This is a genomic window from Mucilaginibacter sp. JRF (genome assembly GCF_015223065.1).
Taxonomy (GTDB): Bacteria; Bacteroidota; Bacteroidia; order Sphingobacteriales; family Sphingobacteriaceae; genus Mucilaginibacter.
The window spans coordinates 112879-138384 of the sequence record NZ_JADFBY010000001.1; the positions used below are offsets into that span (position 1 = coordinate 112879).

18 protein-coding genes are annotated in these 25506 nt (G+C 45.8%); 13 read left to right on the forward strand and 5 right to left on the reverse strand.

Annotation, left to right across the window (positions count from 1 at the left end):
* Window positions 1–22 precede the first annotated feature (22 nt).
* Together IM792_RS00510 and trxB are read left to right on the forward strand one after the other, a co-directional pair.
* Entirely contained in the window at window positions 23–553 is a 531-nt protein-coding gene (locus IM792_RS00510) for a hypothetical protein (RefSeq protein WP_194099725.1), read from the forward strand.
* 90 nt (window positions 554–643) lie between these two features.
* Window positions 644–1600, forward strand: a complete 957-nt coding sequence (gene trxB, locus IM792_RS00515; protein ID WP_194099726.1) for a thioredoxin-disulfide reductase — start codon at window positions 644–646, stop codon at window positions 1598–1600.
* A gap of 147 nt (window positions 1601–1747) precedes the next feature.
* On the opposite strand, the gene IM792_RS00520 is transcribed toward trxB, so the two are convergent.
* Window positions 1748–2101, reverse strand: coding sequence for an HTH domain-containing protein (locus IM792_RS00520; RefSeq protein ID WP_194099727.1), 354 nt, complete (start codon window positions 2099–2101; stop codon window positions 1748–1750).
* A gap of 890 nt (window positions 2102–2991) precedes the next feature.
* Between IM792_RS00520 and IM792_RS00525 the strand changes: the two genes are divergently transcribed.
* The 7 genes from IM792_RS00525 (at window position 2992) to IM792_RS00555 (ending at window position 12464) form a co-directional block, all read left to right on the forward strand.
* A complete protein-coding gene (locus IM792_RS00525; protein ID WP_194099728.1) occupies window positions 2992–5301 on the forward strand; it encodes a family 20 glycosylhydrolase in 2310 nt (769 codons plus the stop codon).
* A 24-nt stretch (window positions 5302–5325) separates the two neighbouring features.
* Window positions 5326–6078: a hypothetical protein gene (locus IM792_RS00530; protein ID WP_194099729.1), complete on the forward strand. Its 753-nt coding sequence runs from the start codon at window positions 5326–5328 to the stop codon at window positions 6076–6078.
* 62 nt (window positions 6079–6140) lie between these two features.
* Window positions 6141–8210 (forward strand): BatA and WFA domain-containing protein, encoded by a 2070-nt coding sequence (locus tag IM792_RS00535; RefSeq protein ID WP_194099730.1) that lies wholly within the window; start codon window positions 6141–6143, stop codon window positions 8208–8210.
* 10 nt (window positions 8211–8220) lie between these two features.
* On the forward strand, window positions 8221–9480 hold the full coding sequence (locus IM792_RS00540) for a dihydroorotase (RefSeq protein ID WP_194099731.1): 1260 nt from the start codon (window positions 8221–8223) through the stop codon (window positions 9478–9480).
* 4 nt (window positions 9481–9484) lie between these two features.
* A complete protein-coding gene (locus IM792_RS00545) occupies window positions 9485–10153 on the forward strand; it encodes a hypothetical protein (RefSeq protein ID WP_194099732.1) in 669 nt (222 codons plus the stop codon).
* Window positions 10154–10172: 19 nt separating this feature from the next.
* The gene (locus IM792_RS00550) at window positions 10173–10733 is read left to right on the forward strand and encodes a DUF4199 domain-containing protein (protein ID WP_194099733.1); all 561 of its coding nucleotides are present in this window, start codon (window positions 10173–10175) and stop codon (window positions 10731–10733) included.
* A gap of 975 nt (window positions 10734–11708) precedes the next feature.
* Window positions 11709–12464, forward strand: a complete 756-nt coding sequence (locus tag IM792_RS00555) for a L,D-transpeptidase family protein (protein WP_194099734.1) — start codon at window positions 11709–11711, stop codon at window positions 12462–12464.
* A gap of 66 nt (window positions 12465–12530) precedes the next feature.
* Here the strand turns inward: IM792_RS00555 and IM792_RS00560 are convergent, their stop codons facing one another.
* The 3 genes from IM792_RS00560 to IM792_RS00570 all read right to left on the reverse strand — a co-directional run bounded on the left by IM792_RS00560 (window position 12531) and on the right by IM792_RS00570 (window position 19544).
* Window positions 12531–15920 carry a ThuA domain-containing protein gene (locus IM792_RS00560; protein WP_347343782.1) on the reverse strand — a complete coding sequence of 1130 codons (3390 nt, stop codon included), beginning with the start codon at window positions 15918–15920 and terminating at the stop codon, window positions 12531–12533.
* Between the two features lie 67 nt (window positions 15921–15987).
* Entirely contained in the window at window positions 15988–18081 is a 2094-nt protein-coding gene (locus IM792_RS00565; protein WP_194099735.1) for a plastocyanin/azurin family copper-binding protein, read from the reverse strand.
* 20 nt (window positions 18082–18101) lie between these two features.
* Window positions 18102–19544: a DUF1080 domain-containing protein gene (locus IM792_RS00570; RefSeq protein WP_194099736.1), complete on the reverse strand. Its 1443-nt coding sequence runs from the start codon at window positions 19542–19544 to the stop codon at window positions 18102–18104.
* A gap of 222 nt (window positions 19545–19766) precedes the next feature.
* On the opposite strand from IM792_RS00570, the gene IM792_RS00575 reads away from it, so the two are divergent.
* The 3 genes from IM792_RS00575 to IM792_RS00585 are packed head-to-tail and all read left to right on the forward strand — an operon-like array spanning window position 19767 to window position 23123.
* Window positions 19767–20954: a glycosyltransferase family 1 protein gene (locus IM792_RS00575; RefSeq protein WP_228084871.1), complete on the forward strand. Its 1188-nt coding sequence runs from the start codon at window positions 19767–19769 to the stop codon at window positions 20952–20954.
* Window positions 20951–21955 (forward strand): lysylphosphatidylglycerol synthase transmembrane domain-containing protein, encoded by a 1005-nt coding sequence (locus IM792_RS00580; protein WP_194099737.1) that lies wholly within the window; start codon window positions 20951–20953, stop codon window positions 21953–21955. Before IM792_RS00575 ends, IM792_RS00580 begins: the two co-directional genes overlap by 4 nt.
* Window positions 21930–23123, forward strand: a complete 1194-nt coding sequence (locus IM792_RS00585; RefSeq protein WP_194099738.1) for a glycosyltransferase family 4 protein — start codon at window positions 21930–21932, stop codon at window positions 23121–23123. The genes IM792_RS00580 and IM792_RS00585 overlap by 26 nt, the downstream gene beginning before the upstream one ends.
* Here IM792_RS00585 and IM792_RS00590 read toward each other — a convergent pair.
* The gene (locus IM792_RS00590; protein WP_194099739.1) at window positions 23086–23955 is read right to left on the reverse strand and encodes a phosphatidylinositol-specific phospholipase C/glycerophosphodiester phosphodiesterase family protein; all 870 of its coding nucleotides are present in this window, start codon (window positions 23953–23955) and stop codon (window positions 23086–23088) included. The genes IM792_RS00585 and IM792_RS00590 overlap by 38 nt on opposite strands.
* 185 nt (window positions 23956–24140) lie before the next feature.
* On the opposite strand from IM792_RS00590, the gene IM792_RS00595 reads away from it, so the two are divergent.
* On the forward strand, window positions 24141–25037 hold the full coding sequence (locus IM792_RS00595; protein ID WP_194099740.1) for a CorA family divalent cation transporter: 897 nt from the start codon (window positions 24141–24143) through the stop codon (window positions 25035–25037).
* Window positions 25038–25506 lie beyond the last annotated feature (469 nt).

Genomic DNA, 25506 nt, shown 5'->3' on the forward strand with positions numbered 1-25506 from the left:
AAGGATCTATATCGACCAAGCAATGAAATTATACCTTATCAGCACCTGTTTATTGCTAATATGTTTTACAAGTCATACGCAAAAGCTAAAAGTTGAAAAGCGTGTTACCGATTACTCAGTTTATGTAATAGGTGATGGGTTTGAGGGCGTGATATTTGATGGAACATTCAAATCAGGTTCGAAATTTAACAATTTTACGCGGTTTACTCCGAAGGGAAAAGATGTGTTATCAGCTGAAAACATATTGAAGAATTTTATATATGACAAAAAGAAACTGAACAACAGCGATGATCAGTTTATACGTAATAACTTACAAAAGTATTTACGTCAGTACACAGGATACATCAATGAAAAAGGTGAAAAGGTAATTCATATTAATGCTTTATGGAAGGAGAGTGTGTTGTATTTTGAACAACCAATTGCAGGGTATAAAACAATAAAGTGGACCGAGGCTTATAGTTATGTAAATGATGGTGGACACCATTATTGGCAAGTGAAAGTTAATTTAAGCACTGGGGAAGTATTTAATTATTGGGTAAACGGTATTGGTTAACCCCATTAGCTAATTGCACTGCGTTGACCATACCATATTGACCCTGTCAGCCTTTAATTGTACATTTGTATATTAATTCAATATAGATTGATGTCTGAAGAACTTGAACACGTAAAGTGCCTTATTATAGGCTCTGGTCCGGCGGGTTATACTGCCGCAATATATGCCGCCCGTGCCGATCTGAAACCTGTTTTATACACAGGTATGCTTGCCGGCGGCCAGCTTACCCAAACTACCGAGGTTGAGAACTATCCCGGTTATCCCGAAGGTATATTAGGCCCTGAAATGATGCAGAACTTTGAAAAGCAAGCATCACGCCTGGGTACCGATATTCGCTTTGGTTACGTAAGCTCAGTTGATTTTGCAAGCCTGCCGCACAAGGTGGTTGTTGACGAAAGCAAGACCATCCTGGCCGATACGGTGATCATTTCAACCGGTGCTTCGGCAAAATGGCTGGGTTTGGAGTCTGAGCAAAAATATAATGGCTTTGGCGTATCGGCATGTGCCGTGTGCGACGGTTTTTTTTTCCGCGGACAGGATGTGGCCATAGTAGGCGCCGGTGATACCGCTGCCGAAGAAGCTACCTACCTGGCCAAGCTTTGCCGCAAGGTATACATGATCGTTCGTCGCGATGAGTTCCGTGCCTCAAAGGCTATGGTTCACCGCGTATTGAACACGCCTAACATTGAGGTATTATACAATACCGAAACCAAAGAGATAATGGGCGATGGCCAAGTGGTTAACTCGGTTAAGGTAATCAACAACCAAACCAATGAGGAAACTAACCTTGATGTTTCAGGCTTCTTTGTAGCCATTGGTCACCACCCGAATACCGAGATATTCCGTGGTTGGATCAATATGGACGAAACAGGCTACATCATCACCAAACCCGATTCATCTGAAACCAATATTGAAGGTGTATTTGCTTGTGGCGATGCGCAGGATCATATTTACCGCCAGGCTATCACGGCGGCAGGTTCGGGCTGTATGGCAGCTATTGATGCCGAGCGTTACCTGGCCGCTAAAGAGCACGTTGTTACAGCGTAATTATCATCTTATAAAAATATAAATGCCCTGCTTGAAAAACAGTGGGTCATCACAAAAAATCCCTCAGCAGCTAATGCTTGAGGGATTTTTGTTTATCAGGAAATATATTGGTGATTTTAAATTCCTGTATTATCCTGTTAGGTATATCTATCTCATAGGCACACTCATATCAGACAATAAAAGGTTGTATCTTTCAAGCAGATCAATGTATTTATCCTTCCATTCGGTAGTTTGATTATTGGCAACAAGGCTATTAGAATGCCTTACTTTATCATTGCTGAAATCTTCACTTGTAAAGTACTGAGGAAATTCAGCTGAAAAATCATGGTTGATTGTAAGGCCGATACGGTACATGATAGCCTTTTTAAGAAATGGCGATTCAAACCAATTGTAGATTGTCCTTCTGTTTACATTTAATTCATTAGCAAGGTCGGTAAGGCTGATGCCCCGGCTGCGAACAGCATGTTCCAATAATTCTCCGTGGTGCGATTTATTTGTCATTTTTATAAATATTCATATTGTGTTAAAAAAAGTGCAAACCTTTTTCGTTTGCACGAATTCGGATCACATTTGAACAACTATAGCACCACAATTTTTAACATCTAATATGAGTTATTAACAAATCTTTGGCACCTAAAAAGCTTGAAGTGCCGGATTAATTTATTCGAAATATTAAAAATTGATTTAATTGCAATAGAAAGCAATTTTATAAATAAATAAGAGCTTATTATCTATAAACGAAATGTTGATAAATCTTATCTGGAATCGTTATAAATTTTATTGTTTGTAGTTTAAGCATTATGATTTTTAGTTATCAATATTCATTATTAATTAAATAACGCATGTGTATACTTGAATTGTCCTAAATGTGTGCATATGTGTACTTATTGCAGTACATCAAAATTTACTAATTATTATTTTTCTTGAAACATTAAGGATGTGTTTTGCGTAAAAGGCCGGATTCAAGATTATAGATTCATCTATTTTTTGTTATCCCCGGATAGTGGGTATCCAGGGATTTCTTTTTTTAATGCCCCTCTGTTATAACTTATGAATTTCGATATCTATTTATCGCTTTCTGTGATATAAAGGCTTTTTTGCTCAAATTTTCTCAATAGTCAATAATTTAAAACAGGGTATGGAATACACTGTTCTGAAATCGATTGAGTGAGGTTAGTACTGCTATTCAGATCTACGCCCTGTTATGCAGGGCTGTTTTATAAACGTTGAGGTATATAAAGCTGATTTTAATGCACAGTACCCCCTTGGTTAATAAAATACAGTTTTTTAACTAAGGCTTTTAAGCAGCGAGTGCTTGGAGCCTTTTTTATTTTAAAAATCTACTATATTCACCACATCATAATTATTTAAACAAGTCGTTTTCAAAATTGATGTATAAAAAAATATCGTTACTGCTGCCCCTTGCCTTTTGTGCTTTTGTAAACCCGATATCTGCCCAAACAACAACCAATACCGATATTAATATTATTCCCGCGCCGGTTTCGGTACGTAAAACTGCCGGGGAGTTTGTGCTGAGCAGGCAAACCACGCTGCTGGCCGATACTGTAAACAATAAAGCCGTGCAGTTTCTGGCCGATTTTTTAAAGAATCGCGCCATGCTGAGCATCCAGCCACAGCAAAATAAAGGCAATAATGTAAGCAACAGCATAGTACTTACTTCCGCCGGGACAGAAAACATTCCCGCTGAGGGATACCGCCTCACCATCACGCCCGAAAAGGTGACCATAGCCGGTAAAGGGGCCGGGTTGTTTTACGGTATACAATCATTCATCCAGTTGTTCCCTAATGATAGGGCAGGGTCGGTAAAGCTGCCATCGGTAGTGGTTGATGATTATCCGCGCTTTGGTTATCGTGGCTTTATGCTGGATGTATGCCGCCATTTTTTTACGGTAGAAGCGGTTAAGAAATACATTGACGTACTGGCTTACTATAAGCTGAACAACTTTCACTGGCATTTAACGGATGATCAGGGTTGGCGCATCGAGATCAAGAAATACCCGAAGTTAACGCAGGTTGGCAGCCGCAGGGCGCAAACGGTTATAGGCAATTTTCACGACCGTACACCCCAGCAATATGATAACACCCCGCACGGCGGTTATTACACGCAGGATGAGATACGCGAGGTGGTTAAATACGCTGCCGACCGTTACATTAATGTAGTGCCCGAAATTGAAATGCCTGGCCATGCCCTGGCCGCCCTGGCTGCATACCCCGAGTTAAGCTGCGACCCTAATAAAACCTACCAGGTTGCCGAAACATGGGGCGTGTTTGATAATGTTTTTTGCCCGAGTGAAAAAACGTTTTCCTTTTTACAGGATGTACTTTCGGAGGTTATAGAGCTTTTTCCGAGCAAGTATATTCATGTTGGGGGCGATGAGGTGCCGAAGGAGGCCTGGAAAAGATCGGCATTTTGCCAAAAACTTATCCGCGACCTTAAACTGAAGGATGAGCATGGGCTGCAAAGCTACTTTGTACAGCGTATGGAAAAGTTTGTGAACACCAAAGGCCGCAGCATTATTGGTTGGGATGAAATATTAGAGGGCGGCCTTGCGCCAAACGCTACCGTTATGAGCTGGCGAGGTGAATCGGGCGGTATTGAGGCGGCGCAGCAAAAGCATAATGTGATCATGACGCCGGGTACCAATGGCCTGTATCTCGATCACGCGCAGGATAAACTTTACCGCGAACCATTCGGCATTGGCGGTTATGCGCCGCTGGCCAAAACATATAACTATAACCCAACACCGGGCGCGTTAACGCCTGAGCAGCAAAAATATATTATAGGCGTGCAAGCCAACTTATGGACGGAGTACATCGGCACCGAAAATAAACTGGAATACATGATGTTCCCGAGGCTGATCGCTCTGTCGGAAGTCGCGTGGTCGCAGTTGGCTAATAAGAATTTCATTAACTTTTCGCAGCAGCGCCTGCCGCATCACCTGGCACGACTGGATGAGTTGAAGTACAATTACCGTGTACCCCCGGCAATAGGCGCTACCGATACCATTATGTTTGGCTCGCAGCTTTCGGTTAACCTGAAAGCTCCGGTTGCGGGTGCCAAGGTATATTATAATATTGATAGCTATGCTGTGTCTGATAAGGATATATTGTACACCACGCCCATAACGTACACTGTGCCGCCGGGTCAGTACCGCGATCTGCAAACTATTGTGATTTCGCCATCGGGCAAAAGCAGCAGGGTTACTAAAGCAACGGTTTACAATATTGGCGCGTTGCCTGCGGTGCCGTTTCAGGGTACGGCAAAAGGCTTAAAGTACCAGGTTTACGCGGGCGCGTTCGGCAACACCGGGCGTATTGAAAGCGGTGGCTTGTTAGATACCGGCATGGTAAAAACATTTAGTCCGTTATTTTTCAAAAAAGAGAACATCAATTTTGGTGTAATTTACAGCGGTTATATTAAAATTGATAACGACGGCGTTTATGGTTTTGCCACCGCAAGCGATGACGGCTCGGTATTATTGATAGATGATCAGCCGGTGGTTGATAACGATGGCCGCCATAACCTGTATGAACAGGGTGGGGCAGTGGCCTTACAAAAGGGATTTCATAAAATAACGGTGAAGTATTTTAATATCAACCCATCGGCTATACTCAGGGTGTACATGACCATTCCGGGTAAACCAAAGGGTGAACTTTCGCCCGAATCAATATTAAACTGATTTAAAAAAAACATTGATACAGCCATGAGCATAAAAACTTATTTGGCCATGCTGCCCTGCCTCGCTATACTTTGCGGCTGTGGCGGCGACGATAAAAAAGCGGAAACAACCGTAAAAAAAACCGCTAAACCGGCAATGCCGGCGCCTTTCAGGTACCATAAGCATGTGGAGGTAGCGCCGGGGAATGATTTTGATGTTTACAGCTGGGGCCGCGGGGCTAAGGATGTAGGCGCGTTGCTCATCCTGCATTCTGATTCGGCGGGTATGAAGTATACCACCACAACCGGCGATCTGGAAGGCTCCATTGTGGATGTTTACAATGCCGATATGGATTCCGACGGTAACCCCGAACTGCTGGTTCAGGCCGATGCGAAGGATACCACCAACTTTGTGAACATCTACTCGTTTGAGTTTAATGGCAATGACGCCCGCAAGCTCGACTTCCCGAAATTGACCAAAAAGCAACGGCGAGGATATCAGGGTAAGGATAACTTTTATATTAAGGAGGGTAAGTTTATCCGCGAGTTCCCTATTTACGAGAGTGATAGCATAGGCGCCAAGGCAACAGGTGCCAAGCGGGTGTTTGAGTACGGTTTGCGTGGTAACAGCTTTACCGTTGATCAGCTAAGTAAGGATTCCACCGATAAATCGGAACCGGTAGCTGCCGTAAGCCAACCCACGCAGCAGGAAAAGAAAGCATCGGTAAGTAAATCATCTAAAAAGAAAAGATCGTCGTCATCATCACGCAGAAAAAAGCGCCGCAGGCATCGTAATTAAGCGCTACGGGCAATATACGGGTTTGTATGGCAGTTTATAATTTGCACATTTGTAAGTAACATATGCACTTTATATATCCCGCGTTTTTGTTTGCCTTAGCCTCGCTTGCCATACCGGTTATAGTGCATTTGTACAATTTCAGGCGGTACCAAAAGGTGCAGTTCAGCAATGTGCAGTTCCTAAAACAATTGCAGGAGCAGCAAGCCTCGCGCCGCAATATTAAGGAGCGTTTAATATTAGCTTCGCGTTTGTTGGCTTTATTATTCCTGGTGCTGGCTTTTGCAAGGCCATACATCAGCAGGCAGGATGGCGCGGTAGCCGGGCAGCAGCGTAACGTAAGCATATTTGTTGATAACTCATACTCCATGCAAACCCTCAACAGCGAGGGCAACCTGCTCGATCAGGCCAAGCAAAAGGCAAAGGAGATAGCCGCCCAATATGGCATGAATGATCGTTTTCAGTTGCTCACCCACAATTTTGAGGGCAAACACCAGCGCTTACTTAGTCGCGATGAGTTTTTTGACGCAGTTGATGAGGTAAAGGTGAGCGGCCAGAACCGTGATCTCAGTCAGATAGTAGCGCGCCAGCAGCAATTACTAAAAAGCAATGCGCCGGGTGGTGGCGATGTTTATATAGTATCTGATTTTCAGCGAAATTCATCCATTAATAAAATAATAGGAGCCGATAAAAGCATCAACATTAACCTGATACCGCTAAAGGCCAATAACCTGCCCAACGTAGCGGTTGATTCCGTATGGTTACTAAGCGCCGTACACAAACCCGGCGACGAAGAAAAGCTGGTGGTAAAGCTCCATAATTATGCGGATCGTGAGGCTACGGGCATCCCGCTAAAATTATTCATTAATAAAGAGCAAAAAGCGCTGGCCAGCTTTACCATTGCGCCGCGTGCCACACTTACCGATACACTTACCTTTTCGGGTCTTAAAGCAGGTTGGCAGCAGGGCGAACTGCAATTGCAGGATAACCCTATCACCTTTGATAACAGCTTTTATTTAGCCTTCAATGTAAGCCCGCAGATGCCGGTACTCATTATTGATAACGGTACCGAAAATCTATTCATAAAAGCCGCTTTAGGGGCTGATAAATTTTTTAAGGCCGACCGTGTGCCCGAGGGTAATGTTGATTATACCGGCCTCAATAAATACGGACTGGTTGTACTTACCGATGTAAAAAGCATATCGGCAGGCCTGGCAAGGGAGTTAGGTGCTTATGTGAAAAAGGGAAACACCTTAGCCATATTCCCGGCGGTGGATGCAGATGTGGCGAGCTATAAAATATTACTACAACCTTTAGGTGCGGCCTGGCCACAGCGTGTAATAACTAACGAGGTAAAGGCATCAAAATTGAACCTGCAAAACCCGTTATTCAGGGAGGTGTTTGATGCCATGCCGCAAAACCCTGATCTGCCATCGGCTAAAAAATATTATGATCTGAGTGGTGCAGGGCGGGGCGAAGGTATTATTTCATTACCCGGTGGTGAGGCCTTTTGGTCGGGGTATAAAAATGGTGGAGGTACGGTCTACGTATCTGCCGTGCCTTTAAATGATGATTTTAGTAACCTGCAACGCCACGGGCTGTTTGTGCCTGTTTTGTATCGTATAGCTTTGCTTAGCGGTCATGATCTGCCATTGTTCAACACTTTAGGTAGTGGCGAATCGGTAGAAACGGTACCGTTACGCTCAACAGAAAAAGAAGTATTGAAACTCAGTCGTGATGGTTATGAGATAATCCCTGATGTTCGCCAGCAGGATGGAAGCACCCGTCTTTACGTGGCCGACCAATTGCAGCAGCCCGGTTTGTACAATCTTAAAAAAGGCGATAGCACAGCCGCTATACTGGCCTTTAATGATAACCGTCGTGAATCGGATCTGAGTTATTTTACCCCTGCCGAACTGCAAAAGTTACTGCCATCAAATAGCGGAAAGGTAATTGGCGCTAACAAGCCGATAGCTTCTGTAATTAATGAGGCAAATTATGATACACAATTATGGAAACTTTGTATAATTTTGGCGTTGATATTTCTGGCCGCCGAGATCGCGCTCATCAGGTTCTATAAAACCGGTGGTAGCATTGCAGCAAGCCAGGTAACATCAACCCAAACTACTCAATAAAGCAACGCTGATGAATTTGCTTATAAAATCTGCCCTCGTATTATATCCCGAATCTGCATTTCATAAAAAAACTGTCGACATTTTAGTTGCCGGTGGCATTATCAAACAAATAGCCGAAACCATTACCGATGATTCGGCCGAGGTATTTGATGCCAAAGGGGCCGTTATAGCGCCCGGTTTTTTAGATCTTAACTGTAAAATAGGCGAGCCCGGCCTCGAAACCAAGGAGGATATCAGTACCGGAACGGCCGCGGCCGCAGCCGGTGGTTTTACCGCCCTTGCCCTGATGCCGGCCACACAACCGCCCGTACATTCAAAAACGGAGGTTGAATACCTGATCAATCGTGCCAAAGGTAATTTGGTTGATATCTATCCGCTGGGTACCATATCGCACAAGCGTGAGGGTAAAGACCTTGCCGAGATGTACGATATGTTTAAAAGCGGCGCAAAAGCCTTTACCGATGCTACCCGCCCCGTGCAGGATGCCGGTTTAATGGAGCGCGCCATGCTTTACGCCCACGGTTTTGGCGCCAAAGTATTCTCGTACCCCGAGGATGCCGCTATTGCGGGCAAAGCCAAGGTTAACGAGGGCCACATTAGCACACTGCTGGGCATGAAGGGCATACCACCCCTTGCCGAGGAGCTGATGATAGCCCGCGATATTTATTTGGCTGAATACACCGATTCAAGCATACATTTTAGCACCATATCTGCCGGTAGTTCGGTAAAGCTTATCCGCGAAGCAAAAGCGAAAGGCCTTAACGTAACCTGCGATGTAACCGCGCATCACCTGGTATTAACAGACGAGGTATTGTTAGGCTTTGATAGCCTGTACAAAGTTAAACCGCCGCTGCGTACCCAAAAAGATATTGACGCACTGCTGGAGGGGCTGGCCGATGGTACCATTGATGCCATTGTATCGCAACATACCCCGCACGAGATCGAGTTTAAGGATGTAGAGTTTGAAATAGCCGAGTTCGGTATCATCGGTTTGCAGACAGCATTGCCTTTAGCTGTAAAAGCGGGTTTGTCTGCCGAGGCGATAGTAGAGAAACTGTCCATCAACCCGCGCAAGGTATTATCGGTTGATCTGCCTGTATTAGCCGAGGGCGAAGCCGCGAACTTTGTGGTGTTTGATACCGAAGCCGAGTGGGAGTATAGCCGTGCTAATAACTACTCAAAAGCGGCCAATTCGCCGTTCATTGGGCAAACATTAAAAGGCAAAGTGTTATTAACCTGTAACAATAACCAATTTTATAAATCAAAATAGCAATATGATAGCTCCAAAAGTACAGTCGGCCATTGATGCGGCTTTAAAGGCATTTAAGCAACATGGCGGTTTTGATGCCACCACGCTTTCGGGCGAGTTTGCAACGGTGTTTTCATCCGACAAAGATTTTTTAGGCAAGGTTGAATTGTTAGACGGCGTGTTTGACGACAATGCACAGCTTGAACCCCTGCGTGAGGTTTTCTTTGACCTGTTGCTGATCAACTTTTTTAGCGCCGACGTTAAAAAGCTGGAAGAAGATTACCTTGACAGCCCCGAATGGGCCAAAATTGAGGACGAAACTCTTGACCGTGGTACCGAACTGCTGAATGTACTGTTATACCTTAACGAGTGTGCCGACGAAGATATTGAACCGGGTTTAGAGGACTACCTGAAAGAGTTTTTGCTGGTTGATGAGGACGAGTTTCAGGACGAGCACCGCATTTACGAGCCGATAATAGCCAACCAGATATTGGTAGAAGCACCATTTGACGAGATAAAAAAGGTAGCTGAAAAATTGCCTGCCGATTCGGAATTGAAAGAGTTGTTTTACCCGGTACTTGCCTTTTTTCAGGATATTGAACCATCAGACAGTGTGCGCGAAGCCGTAGCCAAAAGCGCTGTTGATGCCGAATTTGATGTGCCTGTTTACGAGATATTAATCAACTTTAAATAAACCTTAAACTATTATAATTATGGCAGATCAGGTAAAATCGCCAACCTCGGTAGCTACCAAGTGGGCGTTAATCTACACTTTATTCTCAGTTATCCTTACTTATGCTTTTGATGCGATGGGATTGGCGCAAGAATCGCCGGTACGTTATTTAAGCATGGCTTTATTGATCGCGTTCATCTTGTTAACGCAAAAGGAATATCGTGATGTACAAGGTGGTTTTATAACTTTCGGTAAGGCCTTCTCTGTAGGTTTCCGTTTTGCTGTATTTGCAGGTTTGTTGGGTGCATTATTTGTATTTCTTTACACCAAAGTATTAGCTCCGGATGTTTTTGCACGATCACTTGATAAAGCTGAAAGTGATATGATAGAAAAAGGTATGACCGATGAGCAAGTTGAAACTGCTATGAACATCACCCGTAACTACGGCCAAATTATAGGCGCTTTCTTCGCTGCCATTGGTACAGCGGTAATAGGTGCGATTGTAAGTTTAATAGGTGCAGCCATCTTCAAAAAAGAACGTTCACCATACGATTTTGATGATGCGGTAGTAGCTACCGATAAAATTGATCCAACAGCATAATTATTTAACGATATTATATTAAGCGCTCAATTGGGCGCTTTTTTTATGGAGTTAAGATTGGTTTAAACGATACCGAAAACTTGTCATTTCGAGCGGTAGCGAGAAATCTGGTCGCGTTCAATTGCAAGGCGAGAGATTTCTCCTCGTAGAACCCCTCCTAAATCCTCCCCGAGGGGAGGACTTTTAATAATCACGTCATTGAGGTACGAAGCAATCCCCGAGCGTCTTGTCTTAAAGTATATCCTAAAGAGATTGCTTCGTACCAATGACGTGTTTTTTATTCTTTTTTGTCATTTCGACGAAGGAGAAATCTGTACGCATTCATTAATCAAGCGATAGATTTCTCCTCGTACCTCGTTCGAAATGACAATTTTTATTTTTAGGAGGATTTGAAAAAAAGCGCGTCGGCCTGGCAGAAAACCGGGCCAGGGAGTATGGCCTGTGCGGATGAAGGTTTTTTCTGCCTTGATGTTTGGTTACTTTGCATCTAAGGTAAAGTAACTGGGCTCTGCGCCCAAGAGCAGACTGACGATAATAAAAATACAAACGCTCAATAAAGCAAAGTTCATTACCTGTCCTTAACTTCTTTTGAGCGATCAAAAGAAACAAAAATCGCCGGCTACGCCCTGCCCGGTGAAAGTTTGTGCTTTGGCAAGTCTTGTGCTACTCCGGGCATTTCTGATGCCGGGAGGATAGGTTATTTATGGTTTGTGCTTTTGTTTTGTGGATTAATACTAATTCCCTCCCTACGGGAGGGTTAGGGAGGGGTTTCGCAGACTATTAATTTAAAAATCCTGTCATTTCGAGCGCCAGCGAGAAATCTTTACACGTTCATCACAAAGCGACAGATTTCTCCTCGTACCTCGTTCGAAATGACAAGCTCTCGCTTTATGTATGGGGTTGCTACTAAATATTTAGTTTGAAAGGTACTTTCCCTCCAACCTCAACGTTATCCATTCATAAATCTAATCACTAATGCTACGCCTTGCCTTTATTATTGCCGCTGTATTTGCCCTTACGGTGTCGACTTCGTTTATTGATGATGTCGCTTTTATGCGCGATCAGAAAAAGAGCCTGCGGGTTAAACAGGCTTATGCCGACAAGGAAAAACTGCTCGCCCAAAAGTTGAAACCCCTCAAATTATCGCTCAGTAAGATCAATATTTTAATAACCGCTTTTAAAACCGAGCAGGAGCTTACCGTTTACATTAAAGCGCCAACCGAGGCCAAGTACCGCAGGTTTGCCACTTATAATATTTGCTCCATGTCGGGTTTGTTGGGGCCAAAACGCTGCTCGGGCGACAGGCAGGTGCCGGAGGGGTTTTATTATATAGATAGGTTTAATCCGGCGAGCACTTATTATTTGTCATTAGGGGTGAATTATCCTAATCAAGCTGATAAGATCAAAAGCGGTGCTGCCGACCCCGGAAACGACATATTTATCCACGGTAAATGTGTTACCATAGGCTGCATGCCCCTAACCGACAATTATATAAAAGAGGTATACCTGCTGGCCCTGCAAGCCTACCAAAGCGGACAGCGCAACATACCTGTATATATTTTTCCGTACAAATTCAACAGTATTTCGGCTGATATATTCGCGGCGCCTTACGCTAATGATAAGGCCACCATCGCCTTTTGGGCCAAACTGAAAAAAGGTTATGATCAATTCACCACCCGCCAGCAGGAAATCGCCATAAAAGTAAATGCCGCCGGCGATTACGTTTTTTAGATCGACCCCCATAACAAAAAACGCCCTGCTATTAACAGGGCGTTTTTTTATAACCAATGGTTCGGCTTATAAGGGCACAAACCGTATAGATTTTAGCAGTGGCGGGTTTTTGCCCGCCGTGGTTTGTTTTACTTCAATGTGGTAGTCGCGCAGGGCTGGGGTGGTTGCTTTCACCAGCGGTATGCTTGCCGTAGCAGTTTCTTTCCCCGCTGCAAAGCTAATGGTACCGCCGCCTACTTTAACACCGCCTTTGCCGTTGTAAACGGTTATGGTATAGCTTGCGGCTGCGCCGTTGCCTACACCATTAAACTCAAGCGAGGCGACGCCTGTAGGGTCGAATTTACCGGCCTTAAAGCTGCCCGCACTAGCAGGGAACACCAGGTATTTAGTCCCGGCAGAATCCTTAGCCGCAAAGCCGTTAACAGCTGTCAATTCATTGGCTTCAATAATGTTGCTGCGTAATGTTGCAGCACCTGAGCCTGATAATGGCCTGATGCCGTTGCTTCCCTCGTCGGTATAGTTGGCTTGTATGGTGTATACCATGTTTTGCTTGCCGGCGTCCTCAGCCTTTGGTGTTACCGCGCCGCTTGCCGGTAGTGATTTAGGCTTGTTATCATCCGCTAACGAGCGTATCCAGCCTACTATCAGCTTGGCATCATCCTCTTTTAATGATGGGTGGGCTGGCATGGCTACTTCGCCCCAAACACCCGCGCCGCCTTTAATAATTTTGGCAGGCAGATAGGTATTGGCATCAGCGGCATCCTTGTATTTCTGTGCCACCTTTACAAATGACGGGCCTATTGATGCCTCGTTCTCTTTGTGGCAGGCCTTACAATCCAGCGTAAGCATAATATTTTTACCAATTGTTGTTGCCTGTACCACCTGGTGTCCAAGGTTAGCACCGGCCTTATCGCTGCCTTTCAGCATATCGGCCATAACGTACAGGTTGGCCAGGTTTACAGCGGCACCCTTATCGGTAACGCTTACCTTGTATTTTACCGGCTTGCCCGCGAAATAAAAGCTACGGTTTCCGTTGATGTTCACATTAACATCAGGCTGCGCGTTGCCCGCGTAAACAGTAACCTTGCTGCTTGATGTCGACGCCTTTTTACTGTCAATAACATCAACGCTAACCTCATACTCGCCCGGTGTGGCTACAATGTGTTTAAGCACGGGCACCCTGGTTACTTTTTTGGTTTTGCCGATGTGCCAAACGTAGGTAAGTACATCCTTTTCAGGATCGGTAGCTTTTACGGTGGCTTGTATGGTTAGCGGGGTTGCGCCGCTTGTTTTATTTACCTTGATAGATGCCACCGCAGGCGGACGATTGCCCGGCAAATAATCAATACGTGATATACCCGCGTCGGGGTTTTTGTTGAACCAGCCGTTGCCGTATTCCAATACGTAGATACGGCCATCAGGCCCGGCTTCCATATCGATCATCGAGTTAAACGGCATGCCGTCAACAAAGGGCTCTATCTTATCCACATCACCCTCCGCTGTTTGCGATACGGCCTTGATCCATCCGCGCACAAAATCGTAGATGATGAGTTTGCCATTATAGTAAGCCGAGTAGCGGGTAGCTGCCGGGTAATCGGCTGTGTAATATACAGGGCCTGTCATGGCGGTACGGCCGCCGCTGCCCAGTTCCGGAAAATCAGGCGATACCGCGTACGGGTACCAAATGTATGCCGGTTGTGCCGGAGGCAATTCGGTTAAACCGGTGTTATTGCGCGAGTTATTCATCGGCTTCGCCGGATCAGACGGCGCGGCGTTCTCATTAGTAGTGTAGTTGTGGATGTTGTAAGCATAGTTATCGCCCACAAACAGCGGCCAGCCAAAGTTACCTGCCTTGCGTGCCTGGTTCACCTCATCATAACCACGCGGGCCACGGGTGCCAATGCTGTCCACATTAGCATCAGGGCCAACCTCGCCCCAGTACAGGTAGCCGGTTTTTTTATCAACCGATATACGGTAAGGGTTACGGTTACCCATCACATAAATTTCGGGGCGGGTTTTTGCTGTGCCTTTCGGGAACAGGTTACCTTCCGGAATATCATACGTGCCATCGGCATTTACTTTTATGCGGAGAATTTTGCCACGCAGATCATTGGTATTACCTGCCGAACGGCGCGCGTCGTACTGTTCATGGCCGGGGCGATCATCCATCGGGCCAAAGCTGCGCGACGGGTATTTCTCGCCCGGTTCATCAAACGGGGTAGAGTTATCGCCCGCCGAAACATACAGGTTATCATCCTTACCAAAAGCGATGGAACCACCGGTGTGGCAGCATATTTCGCGCGTGGTTTTTACTTCTAATATTACTTTTTCGGAGCTGTTATCCAACGTATCACCCTTAAACACAAAGCGCGACAAGCGATCGATAGATTCGCTGCCCGCCGGGCTGTAATACATGTATATGTAGTGGTTGGTAGCGTAAGCAGGGTCGGCAGCTATACCTAACAGGCCTTCCTCGCTGTTAACGTTGGGTACTTTGGTTTTAAAGTACACGTTGAGCGCGCCAACCTGTTTCACCGTTTTTTTAACGGCATCGTACTTCATCAGTTCGCCGCGGCGTTGCGCTACCAGTATATCAAAGTTGGGCAGTATGGCCATTTCGGTAGGCTCAAAAAACTCACCCTGTACCAGCATTTTCTTTATAAAGCGGTTAGCCTCAGGCACACGCTGGGTTTTAGCTTTGCTGTAATCGATTGCATGGTTATCACCAATAGCGTATTTTATGCCTCCTAAAACATGCTGCAAATACTGCGGATCAGCGTATGACTCATCGGTATGGCCAAACTCGGTATAAAATGCACGGCCGCCATCAAAATCGTGGTACCAGGCCATCGGGTGCTTAGCGCCATTCTCGCCGCCTTTGTAGCTTTTTTCGTCGATGTTGATCAGTACCTTAACATCAGGGTTCAGCTTTTTAAAGTTATACCATTCGTCGGTACGGGTCCATGTATCAGGCAGGTGTTTGGTTGATAGGTGGTTTTTATCAACCACGTTCAACACAGCCTGCTGCGGTGCCGGGTGACTTTTAAAATAACCGCCCACTAAGCGGCCATACCAGCCCCAGCCATATTCGGTATCGGTTGCGGCATGTATGCCTACAAAACCGCCTCCGGCCTGTATGTAGCGCTCAAAATCGGCTTCCTGGTATTGATTCAATACATCGCCGGTGGTGCTTAAAAAAACAACGGCGGCATACTTTTTCAGGTTATCCTCAGTAAATGCTTTGGCATTGGTGGTGGTATCCACATCAAAATTATTCTCGGTACCCAGTTTAATAATGGCATTAAGCCCTTTGGGTATGGATGAATGATGGAACCCCGCTGTTTTGGCGAATACCAGCACCCTTGGCTTGGGCGCTATCTTTCCGCATAAAAACAGCACGATGCAAATGCCCATTATGGCAAAGCCCGATAAGCGTAAATAAAACGTACTTTTCACAGTTAAAATTGGTTTAAAACAAATAAACCGGTAACTAAGTACCGGTTTATATATGGTGTAATGTTGGTTAATTCACTGTTAGTGTGCCCTGCATTATGTAGAAGTGGCCCGGAACCGTACAAACATAAGTGTATTTTCCGGGTTTGGTTGGCGCCACAAAGTAAATAGTTTGTGACCCGCCCGGCCCTACCAATGTGGTATTGAACAGTACCTTTGGCGTATTTGGTATGTGGCTTAGCTTAACGCTTTGCAAGCCCAATTTCATGCCCAGTTCGCCTACGGCTACGGCCTGCCCATCAGGCACCACCACAAAGTTGTGCGGCATATCATCATTATTGCTAAAGGTAAGCTTTATTTTGCTGCCCGCTTTTACGGTAAGCTCGCTCTTATCATACTTTAAGCCCGGTTTTGTGCCGATAACAATGGTTTGGTCAGCACTTGTCCATGAGGCAGGCTGGGTAACCTGGTTCTTCTTCAAGCCTGAGCCTTCCGGAGTTTTAGCAGCCGATGCCTTAGCCGGGGTAGTAGTAGGTTTGCCCATGTTCATGTGGTCATGGCCTGCCATTTTTGGTGTACGCTTAGGTACGTTCAGCTTAGCGCCTTCCGGTATGTTGTTCAGCGTGTAGTAAGCTACAGGGTGCAATACCTTGGCAGCGCTATCGGCCGAAACTATCTTATCGTCAAGCGTTATCTCGTGAACATATTTTTCGCGCAAACCATCGATCACCAGGCGAACTTTTGTACCATCCTCAGATACTATAGCCGCGTTAACCACGTGCTGTTGCTCGCGCACGGTGTTACTACCGTAAACCGGGTGATATTTATAGGTAAAGCCTGTTATAGCATAAGCATCCGGATCGGCAGCGGCCTTTTTGTTTACCGGTTTGGTGAACTCGATCTCGAAACCATCAGGCATGGCTTTAACGGCTTTCATTTCAAACGGAGTACGTTTGCTCCAAACCACGCGCTCCAAACCAAAATCTTTTTGACCTTTTGAGCCCCAGCCACGATTGGTTTGACCAACAAACAGCGAGCCATCATTACCCCAGGCCAAACGCAGCACGCCCGATTCAAAACCTTCACGGAAAGTGAAAGCAGCGCCCTGGTATTCACCTTTAACCTGCTCCAGGTAAACACGGTTCAAACGGCTCTGACCCTGATCGCCAATTAATACCTGCCCTGCAAACGGACCAAAGCGGTCGTCATTAGGTATCTGTATCATTGATGAGGTTGAGGTACCTAATATAGAGTGCGGCAACCATACGGCAGGTAATTTCATTCCAGGTACTTCTTTAGCTACCTCAAAAAATGTTTTGTAAGGGCGGTTCGGATCATCATCCTCTATCTTACCCTGGTTAAAGCGTGGATCAACACGTGAGTAGATATCCTGCGTGCGTGCCTTAACCGGCGACTCAGGCGTTGCAGCCCAGTTCAAACCAGCAGGGTGACCGGCAAAATCGCCTTTATTCAGTTGCATCATGTGGCCTGAACCTACCCAGTCGCCTTGATTTTCAGAGTAGAAGTATTTGCCATCTATTAAACCCTGGCCGGCAGGTGAACGTAAACCGGTAGCGTAAGGCATCATTTTACCATCAGGAGTGATCTCCATGGTCCATGCTCTCCAAGGCACATGGCTTTTACCACGCCACCACTCAAAACCATCAAAGCCAACGTTGGCATTAACCATAAAGTTACCGTTAGGCATAATAACTGGCCCGTACGAATACTCGTGGTAGTTACCGGTTAATGGCCATGCGAAAACGGTTTCGTAAACATCGGCCTTGCCATCGCCATTTTTGTCAACCAGTTTGGTTAACTCGCCGCGTTGTACGGCGTATAAGGCGTTATCTTTATAAGCCAAACCCAGCAGCTCGTGCATACCGGTAGCAAACTTGCGGAAGTATGGCGTAGTGCCGTTAAGCATGTACGGGTTTTCGATGATGTATACATCGCCACGGCGGGTTGATGCCGCCATATCGCCATTTGGCAACAAGGCCAAACCGCCAACCTCAAGCTCAATACCTTCAGGAATTGGCAGGGTAACAATGCGGTAAAAATCCTTTTCGGTTGCCCCTGCTTCTTTATTTTGTGCTTTAGCTGTAAACCCAACAACGGCAGTTACAGATAAAGAGAGTAATATATTTTTTACTATAGCTTTCATTTATAACAGTATTTGTTGAGTTACCAGATAAGTGAGTATTTAACCGAAGCACCTTTATCGGCATCTTTTATTGGGATAAGCAGCTCCTTGCCATTGCCCGCGGTGCGCAGTACCGGCTTGGTGCCTTTATCAAACTGTACGTAGTACTCGTAATTGTTTACCGCGTACATGCCGTTGCCGGCATCAACAATATCGCTGCCTGTAGCGGCGCGAAGGTAAAGTTTATCCTTAACGGGGCCGTTTACCGTTACCACACGGGTAAGGCTGCTGCCACCATCGCTGGTTAGTTTATCATCAACCTTTAACTGGCTTACCTCGTATTTAAAGGTTGGGTAACCTTCATCATCCAACTCGTAACCCCTGCTGCGGAATGCCTGGCTGGCGGTTAATGAATCAGGCCATGCGGCAGTTTCTGATGCTAACGCGGCAATTGATGGCGCATCGGTCAACGGTAATTTACTGCCGATAACGGTAGTGTTACCATCGCCACGGAACAACCACATTGGTGTGCCATCAACAAAGCCACCTTTCCATACCTGGAACAGCGCGCCTGTACCCAGATCGTACGAGTAGCTGATGTTGCCCGGGTAGCCTACGTTAATGGCGTGGGTTACACGTTTTTTGTCGTTTATGTCAACAAAGCTGCGTAGTAACACAGGCTCGTCGGTAACGGCAACAAATACTTGCTTCTCGCTAAAGCTGCGTCTTGATCCGTCGGTTTCCCTGGTATCAACCTTGGTGTTGTACTTGATATTTTTGAAGGCTACAGCACCATGATCGCCTTGCATGCGGATAGGGCCGGTAGCGGCTTCGTTAGGGAATGCTGAGCCACGGGTTGGGCCTTGCAGTTCGGCATTTTCAATAATGTTAACGCCGTTCAATACTATTTTAACTATGCGTGCATTGGCGGTTTTTTTGCCTGCGGCATCAAACTTAGGCGCCTGGAAAACAATGCGTATGTTTTGCCAAAGGCCCGGCGCGCGGCTTACGTTAATGCGTGGTACCACACCCTCGTAAGCGAACTGGCCTTGCGGGCGGCTTTCATCCCAACGCGGGTACACAGCGCCCAGATCCTGGTAGGTAAGGTTGCTTTTGCCCCAGGCATCGCTTAGTTGAATTTCATAACGGCCTTGCAGGTAAATACCCGAGTTTGAGCCTTTCGGCATCAAAAAATCAGCGCTAAAGTCAATATCGCCGTGCTCAAAATTGGTGAAGATGTCTTCATTCTTTCCCTTGCCGGGGATGGTTACCAGTATACCCTGACCATCTTTTTTCTCCAGAAACTCATTCTTGTTAAAATCGCTTTTTACCGAACCGGCAACAGACCAGTTGGCCGACGGTTTTTTAAATGCTGACAGATCACTCAGAGGCACCTGTGTATCCTGCGCGGCGGCACCAAAAGGTAGTGCGGCAGCCGAGAGGAACAACAGGGATGTTGTTTTTAGTAAAAGGTTTTTTCTCATAATCGTTTTTATCGAGGTGGGCTAATATAGAAATTTTAGAAATACTTGGAACCGCTTGATTAACTTGTTTTTAAAAATAACTGAAATGTCTAAGCAAATTGTTACAAAACAAGCTCAGTTGTTCATATTTTGATAACATTATCCAACACATATTACTTGCGCTAAAAGCCATAAACAATATTATTTTAATAATGAGATTACACGGCAGCCATAGCTTTGGGTATGATGTACCGCAGAAGAACAAGGGTTGCCTTTTTTTCGGAAATATTGGATAAGGAGCATGATGGCGCTGTGCGAACCATGTATCAGCTCATCAGCCGTATTGACCCGGAGTTTTTTGAATTTTTATTTATTTGCGGCACCGGCCCCGATGAACTTTATGGCTTTGAATGCATTAAAGTACCAGCCTTAACCGTACCCGTTAACCGCAACTATAAACTGGCCCTGCCGGTATTAGTGCAAAATAGCTTAAAGGAAAAATTAAGAACATTTGATGCCGATGTGGTGCATATTGCAACCCCATCGTTATTGGGCGAGTTCGCGCTTAAATATGCCCGACAGGAACAGTTGCCGGTGATCAGCATTTACCACACGCACTTTATATCATATATTGATTATTACTTTAAGCACACACCCTTCCTGATAGATTTTGTACGATCGAAGGTGATAGACGGGCAGCGCAACTTTTATAACGGTTGCGATATGATCTACATGCCATCCGAAGGTATTGGCCGCTGGCTGACCGGTATAGGTGTAGATGCCGATAAAATGAAAAGCTGGAAGCGGGGTATCGATACGGGACTGTTCACTCCCGCGAGGTATGATGCTACACTGCTGCGCAACATAACAGGCAATAACGCGCCGGTAATACTATTTGCAAGCAGGTTGGTATGGGAAAAAAACCTGGAAACCCTGTTTGATATATACGACGGACTAAAAGCCACCGGCATGCCTTTTAATATGATTGTAGCAGGCGATGGCAAGGAGAAACCCGTTTGCGAAGAACGTATGCCCGATGCCTTTTTTACCGGCCGGGTTGATCATGAAGCGTTATCGGTATTATATGCTTCGGCAGATGTGTTCGTGTTCCCATCCGTATCCGAAGCTTATGGTAATGTGGTGTTGGAGGCCATGGCATCAGGCTTACCCTGTGTAATTGCTGATGGCGGCGGCTCGGCCGATTTTATTGAGCAGGGGGTTAATGGTTTTAAGTGCGATCCGTATAACTCGGCTCAGTACATCAGCAAAATAATGCTGTTGCTTAATGATGATGCTTTGCGTTACGATGTGATACAGGCCGGACTTAAATACAGCAGCACATTTGATTGGGATGAGCTTGCCGATATATATTTTAATGATGTTAACCAACTGGCCAAACAAACCCAAAGCCAGCTACTGCCTGCTGAATGAAATATCTGAAGATATTAATTATAGTAGCCATACTGATATGCGCCTGGGTATTTCTTCGCCATACCGATCTTAACAAGGTTGGTAGCTCGCTGCAACAGGTGGGCTATCATTTTATATGGTTGCTGTTAAGCAGCGCATGCTCATATATATGCGGCACAATGGCCTGGCGCTATTGCATGGGGGCCGATGGTAAACGCATTAAACTTGCACAGCTATTCTGGATTCGGCATGTGGGAGAAACAGTGGGCGTTATCAATCCCACAAGTATTGTGGCTGGCGAGGCAATGAAAATATACCTGCTTCGCGATCATCAGATCGAAAAACCGGTGGTGATAACCTCGGTACTGCTATCGCGGGTGCTGATGATGGTTACGCAACTGCTTTCGTTGTTGATCATCACCATACTGGCCTTTGTGTTTGTGCCCGCGCTGCATTTTTCGTTCAGCGTAGCGGTTATGGTGTTGGGTATACTGGCGGGAGTGGTAGTAATTATTTACCTGCTGATATTATTGTTTAAAGGGCTGGGCAAAACCCGCCTGGGTAATTGGTTTGCCTGCCGTACCGAAAAGCTGCGAGCTAAGATCAGCGAAGCGAATACAGCCCTCCGTGCATTTTATTATACCAACAAAAAAGACCTGCTGATTGCCTGCTGTTTTTTTATGCTGCACTGGGTATTAGGTTCGCTCGAACTTTATATAATACTGCGCTTGCTGGGCACCGGGGCAGGTTTTATACCGGCTATGTTTGTTGATATGAGCGTGATCATCTTTAAATCGGCCGGGGCATTTGTGCCCGCGCAAATTGGGGTGGAGGAGTACGGCAATAAACTGATGCTTGCCGCTATTGGCCTCAGCGCTACCGAAACCTGGGTAACCGCATCGCTGCTGCGCCGTGCCCGCCAACTTTTCTGGATAATTACCGGGCTGGTGGCCTACTTTTTTATCGACAGGAAACGAACAATTATAAGCTATCAAAATGGAGATCCTGTTTGTAAGTCATAAACACCCGCCATCAACCGGCGGTATGGAAAAGCAAAGCTACGAGCTGGTGCGTGGTATGAAAAAGCATGCCGGTGTACATGCCATTGTTTACAAGGCGGGTACAAGTAAACTGCGCTTCTTTATGTCGCTTAACAGGCGTATAGTGGCCATGTGCCGCAAATATCCGGGTATAAGCGTTATACATTATAATGATGGATTAATGGCCGCCATTTGTATGCGGCACAAGGGATACGAGCATTTAAAGCGCACGGTTACCCTGCATGGGCTGGATGTGGTTTTCCCTAACAATACCTACCGCCGTTCGGTATTGCCTGAGTATAAAAAGTTTGATAAGATATTTGCCGTGAGTAATGCCACGGCAGGTGCTTGCATCAGGTACGGCATACCGGCTGAAAAGATAATAGTGATAAGCAATGGTGTGGACGCCTCCATTGCCGATTGCCAGCCGCAACCCGCGCAGGTTAAAGAAATAGCCGCCCAGCATGACATCGATATTGAAAATAAAAAGATACTGATATGTATGGGCCGTGCGGTAAAGCGTAAGGGTTTTGCCTGGCTAATAAAGCATGTTATGCCCGCGCTGAGCGATGATTACATGTTGTTGTTGATAGGTCCTTTTAAACCACGCGCCCCGCTGGCCGATAAGGTGATACGCTCGCTGCCGCCAAAAATGCGCAGGCAGGTAACCTCGTTTTTAGGCTGGCCTACAGATGAGGAGGAGATCCGCCGCCTGTTGCAAAAGTCGGGAGCGGCGGATAGGGTGAAGCACTTGGGCCGTTTGCCCTTTGAGGATATATTGCAATTGCTGATAGCTGCCGAGGCATTCATTATGCCCAACATACGCGTACCCGGCGATCTGGAAGGGTTTGGTTTGGTATGCCTTGAAGCTTGTTTGTGCGGCACCAAGGTATTCGCATCAAACATTGAAGGTTTAAAGGATGTGATAGCTGATGGCCATAATGGCTACCTGCTGCCACCCGCTAATAAAACCGCCTGGATAAACGCCCTCAGCAAACTGAACAGCGAACCACCGCACTACACCCTACAGCCAGAGCAGATAAAGGCATACACGATGCAGCACTTCGGTTGGGATAAAATGGTAAAGGAATACCTGGATTGTTTTGAGGAGATCACAAAGACGCAACCCGAGGTTTGCTTGCAAGATTGATCTTTTCATGTACTAAGGTGTTGGTTACAAGAAATTTTCGCAGCGTGGCCAGCTCGTCGGTATTGATCAGGTCTACCCCGCAGTTTAGCAATTGTTTCCAAACGCTCTCCTTCTCCGGCGATGCCCACAGGCGTACCTTTTTGCCCATGCTGTGCGCTTTGCTTACGTAACTGCATAATAGCTTACGTTGCTTGTCGGGCATTATACCATCGCCGTCCCAGTCAATCAGCGAGCTGTATTTGCAGCTGGCCATCTGGTAAACATTGGCGTCGCATTTATCCTTACCCACATCGCGCAAGTCCTCATCAATAAAGGCCAGGCGCTGCTTTTCGCGTTTTATAAGGTTGTACGGCTTATTGCCCGATAGTACTATAGTTACCTGCCTTTGGTGCAGTTTGCCATTCTCGTAGCTTGATAGTATGGAGCTGTATTTTTTAAGCAGCGGTTTCAGGGCCTGGTAAGTATCCTCAGCACCGGTCTTGATGTCTATCATCAGCGTAATTGGCGTATCGTACCCATCAAAAATATTGCCTTGTTTTTTAATGCGATCGGCCAGGGGGCGCAGGTACAGGTTTTCGAGCGTGCGCTTACCCTGAAAAAAGGGGAAGAAGTGCGCCACCACCATTTCGCCGTTTATGTAAAATATATCGGCTTCAATGTGGGTATACCCGTTATCGAGGGCGTCAAGAAGGGGGCGTTTGTGCCAGTAATCATTATGGGCGAAGCCGTTTTGGAGGGGAGCGTTTTGTGCCCGGCAGGGGAGGAAGCCGCCGATAAGTAGTATCAGGAAGGCGGTTTTAAGGAATTTTACTATCAAACTTTCCGTTCGCATATTCAGTTAAATTTCTTAATTCAAAGGTGCGTTTTGGGTATGTTCAAATAATAAAATCAAGGTTAAAAAAACTCTAAATCAGCAGGGTTAAGATTAACTTTTTGTAATTATCCAAATATAAACGGTCATCAACTTGTCGAACTTATTTTACAGATCAATGTTAAACTGTTACTTTACTTGTACAAATGCTTAGACAACTTGCTACCAAAAAGGATAATGATTTTGAGTGGATCGATATTTACGAACCACAGCATGATGAGATACATGAAACCGCCGAAAAATATAACCTGCACGAGGAACTGTTAGACGACAGCCTGCAACCTGATCACCTGCCCAAGTACGAGCAGATGGAGAATTACGCTTTCATCATATTCAGGATACATACCGATACCAAGGCACGCGAGGCTGATACCGTACAGCAGCTCACCCATAAAATAGCCATATTTTACGCCAAGGATTTTATTGTGACCATCCATCGCAAGCCGCATAAACTGATTGATACACTTGCCGAAGAAGTAAAGAAAGGCAAGTGCAGCAGCACTTTCCATTTGCTGAACAATATTATTAAGGCTTGTTTGCTTACCTATGATGATCCGTCGAACCACCTGTCGCGAAGTTTGGAGTATTACGAGGAGCAGATATTTTTACGTACCCGCAAAGCGCCATTATTAAAGGGCATGTATTTTTTGAAACGCAAGGTTGACCTGATACGCCGTATGCTGATGCTGGCCTACGATATTATTGATAACATTGATGCCGAGGAGGGCGACGTAAATACCCGCGACACCCGCGACCTGTATGTACGCCTGCAAAGTATTTACGATACCCTGTCCGAAAATATAAACCACCTGCTCAACCTGTATTTCAACGTATCCGCGCAGCGCACCAATGAAACTGTGCGCATACTCACCGTGTTCTCTGTTTTCTTTATGCCGCTAACCTTCATAGTAGGCATCTACGGTATGAACTTCGAATTCATGCCCGAACTGCACGAAAAGTTCGGCTACCCCGGCGTGTTGGCTGTAATGGTAATTATTACGGTGTTGATTTATTTTTGGTTTAGGAGGAAGGGGTGGTTGTAGACATCATATAAGACCCTCGTATTCAGAAAGTACTTTAAAATAAAAAAAATGTCATTTCGAATGAGGTACGAGGAGAAATCTGTCGCTTTGTGATGAACGTGTAAAGATTTCTCGCTGGCGCTCGAAATGACAGGATTTTTAAATTAATAGTCGGCGAAACCCCTCCCTAACCCTCCCGTAGGGAGGGAATTAATATTAATCCACAAAACAAAAGCACAAACCATAAATAACCTATCCTCCCGGCATCAGAAATGCCCGGAGTAGCACAAGACTTGCCAAAGCATAACCTTTCACCGGGCAGGGCGTAGCCGGCATTTTGTCTGCACAAAAGAAGTTGAGGATAGGAACCCCACCTAAATCCTCTCCAAGAGGGAGGACTTTACTTATTGCTTTGAAAAAAAAATGTCATTTCGAACGAGGTACGAGGAGAAATCTGTCGCTTGACAATGAACGCGTTCAGATTTCTCGC